This window comes from Candidatus Magnetobacterium casense, assembly GCF_019173545.1.
Taxonomy (GTDB): domain Bacteria; phylum Nitrospirota; class Thermodesulfovibrionia; order Thermodesulfovibrionales; family Magnetobacteriaceae; genus Magnetobacterium; species Magnetobacterium cryptolimnobacter.
On sequence record NZ_JABXWD010000493.1, the window covers coordinates 1 to 2,259 of the forward strand.

The 2,259-nt window shown below is 52.0% G+C and carries 4 protein-coding genes; 2 read left to right on the top strand and 2 right to left on the bottom strand.

Annotation, left to right across the window (positions count from 1 at the left end; genetic code table 11):
• Positions 1-271: tyrosine-type recombinase/integrase (locus HWQ67_RS16760; RefSeq protein WP_218253832.1), on the top strand; the 271-nt coding region annotated here is incomplete at its 5' end.
• Between the two features lie 9 nt (positions 272-280).
• Entirely contained in the window at positions 281-448 is a 168-nt protein-coding gene (locus HWQ67_RS16765; protein ID WP_218253833.1) for a hypothetical protein, read from the top strand.
• 168 nt (positions 449-616) lie between these two features.
• On the opposite strand, the gene HWQ67_RS16770 is transcribed toward HWQ67_RS16765, so the two are convergent.
• Together HWQ67_RS16770 and HWQ67_RS16775 are read right to left on the bottom strand one after the other, a co-directional pair.
• Complete coding sequence (locus HWQ67_RS16770; protein WP_218253834.1) at positions 617-1,597, bottom strand: tyrosine-type recombinase/integrase; 981 nt, start codon at positions 1,595-1,597, stop codon at positions 617-619.
• A gap of 127 nt (positions 1,598-1,724) precedes the next feature.
• The gene (locus tag HWQ67_RS16775; protein ID WP_218253835.1) at positions 1,725-2,018 is read right to left on the bottom strand and encodes a S24 family peptidase; all 294 of its coding nucleotides are present in this window, start codon (positions 2,016-2,018) and stop codon (positions 1,725-1,727) included.
• Positions 2,019-2,259: the final 241 nt, after the last annotated feature.

The window sequence follows — 2,259 nt, forward strand, 5'->3', positions numbered from 1 at the left end:
GGGTTCGCCAATATCGCGGTTCACCCTTGACAAACTTATGAAGCTCTACGGCGCCAAGGCCGACATCCCGGCAGACAAGCGCCACTTCCACGTTCTGAAGCACAGCATCGCCACTCACCTACTCGATGCCGGCGCGGACATTCGCTTCGTCCAGGACTGGATAGGGCATATCAACATTCAGAACACCGTGGTCTATGCCCAGATCAGCAACCGAGCCCGGGAGGAACAGGCTAGGAAGTTCTTTGCGAGTCCCATGATTGTGGGAACTTAGGAACATAAAATGATTAGGCAGTTAATTGGTGCTGGGATAATTGGGGTTGCCATTGGGATTGGGCTAACATGGTTTGTGCTATGGCTTTGGGGGATAATCAAAGAGCGTGATACACTCAAGAATGCCATAGAACACTATTACAAACCGAAAGATGGCACCGAAACCAACAAATCATAGCCTCAAGTTATCCACGCCGCCACAGGCTTCTCCCAAGATACATCATCGCAAGCCCTAGACAAGCCGATAGAATACCAAGAGGTACTAAGGCATAGCCCAATACAACGCCAGCGTAAAGCACATTGACAGCGCCGAGCCCGATCAGGACACCGCCGGCGGCCTTCATTATTACAGCCTCAAGTTGTCCACCGGGCTGGCCTTTTCATGGGCTGCCAAAGCATCACTAACCCCAAAGGTCTGCACGTAACGCCTTGTCATTTGCAGGGTGGTATGGCCCAGCAGACTCTGAAGGTTGAACTCCCCCATACCGTTCCTGAGACAATTCACCGCAAAACTATGCCTGAAGGTATGCGGCGAACATCGGGCATCGGTTATCCCTGCCCGTTTGCCGAGGCGCTTGATTAGCGACTGGATCCCTCGGGCCTTGATGGGCTGCCCATGGTCATCTACCCACAAACTGGGTTGCTTATCTTTCCTGAGGAGCAAGTATCGCAGCATCGCCTTCTGGGTTTCCTTCCCTACCCTGACAAAGCGTTCCTTCCGGCCCTTGCCCATAACCTTGATAATGCCGTTGTCGAAGTCGATGTCGTTTACCTGGACGGCCGCCAGCTCCGACAACCGTAAGCCGGTGTCAAGGAATGTCAGAATGATCGCCCGGTTGCGGATCCCCCGAAAGCCGTCCTCGCCCAAAACTACCAGCATACGCCGGATGTCTTCCTGGCTGAAAGGCTGGATAACCTGTTTCGGCACCCGCGGTGGGGTCATCCGCACCATGGGACTCTGCAGCAGAATTCCCTCGGCCACGAGCCAATTGAAGAAGCGGTTTATGCAGCCGTAATAGTCATGCACTGAGGATGCTTGAATTCTCTCCCGCAATACCAGTAGGAAAATCCTGACGTGGTTTGCCGCTACGTCCTGGGGTTCCTTGATACCTTGAGATTGGCAGAAGGCTACGAAAGCCCCCACCTTTTGCGAGTAGTCCTCTATGGTCCGTGGCGATAGTTCGTTGACCCGGCAGGACAAAAGAAAAATCTTGAGCTGCCCATGTAAAGTTGTATCTGTGGATATTATGTCATGTAAATTCAGATGCCCACTTAGCGTATTTAGCCAATCGTGGGACTTGGGAGTATTCAGATGCTCTAATGCCATGTTTCATTGGGTCCCCCGGGTACTTTTAGCTTCAAAATCGGGGTGAGTGGATTTGAACCACCGACCACCTGAACCCCATTAATGTGCGGAGAAACCTAGCGAAGTACCCGGGAGGAACCCTACCTTTCTATGTGCGTCTGAAAACGTGCTCACAACCGGTGACCACGCCATAGATAGTGACTTTGTTTGGCGTAAATCGTCCCGTTGCAGTCTCTACCCACGAACCTTTCTTATCTGTATGGTATCGTCCCAGGAATGAGGAACTATTCTGGAGTGTCACCACAAGGTCGCCGTCCATTGGTGTCGCCGCCGTGTCCACAAACACTGTGTCGCCAGGTCGTATCTCCGGTTCCAAAAAGAGCGTGGCGATCCTGTACCCTTTCAACGTAGGCGGAGGTGCAACAACCCTTGTTATAGCCATATAATCTATCGGCTCCTTCTCCTCCCCTATTTCACCATATACTGGAATGTAAGCCTTCAGGCTCTGCTCCACCAACGCCCATGTCGCTAGTGGTGCTATATCACCTATGAGTTCTGCTAATGTGATACCTCCCAGAAGATTGCGAAAGGTTTAGGTATCACATTAGCAGAACTCATAGGTGATATAGCACCACTAGCGACATGGGCGTTGGTGGAGCAGAGCCTGAAGGCTTACATTCCAG

Coding starts and splice junctions, on each gene's coding strand:
- HWQ67_RS16775 (WP_218253835.1), bottom strand. CDS start 2,018: ATGGCTATAACAAGGGTTGTTGCACCTCCGCCTACGTTGAAAGGGTAC.
- HWQ67_RS16765 (WP_218253833.1), top strand. CDS start 281: ATGATTAGGCAGTTAATTGGTGCTGGGATAATTGGGGTTGCCATTGGG.
- HWQ67_RS16770 (WP_218253834.1), bottom strand. CDS start 1,597: ATGGCATTAGAGCATCTGAATACTCCCAAGTCCCACGATTGGCTAAAT.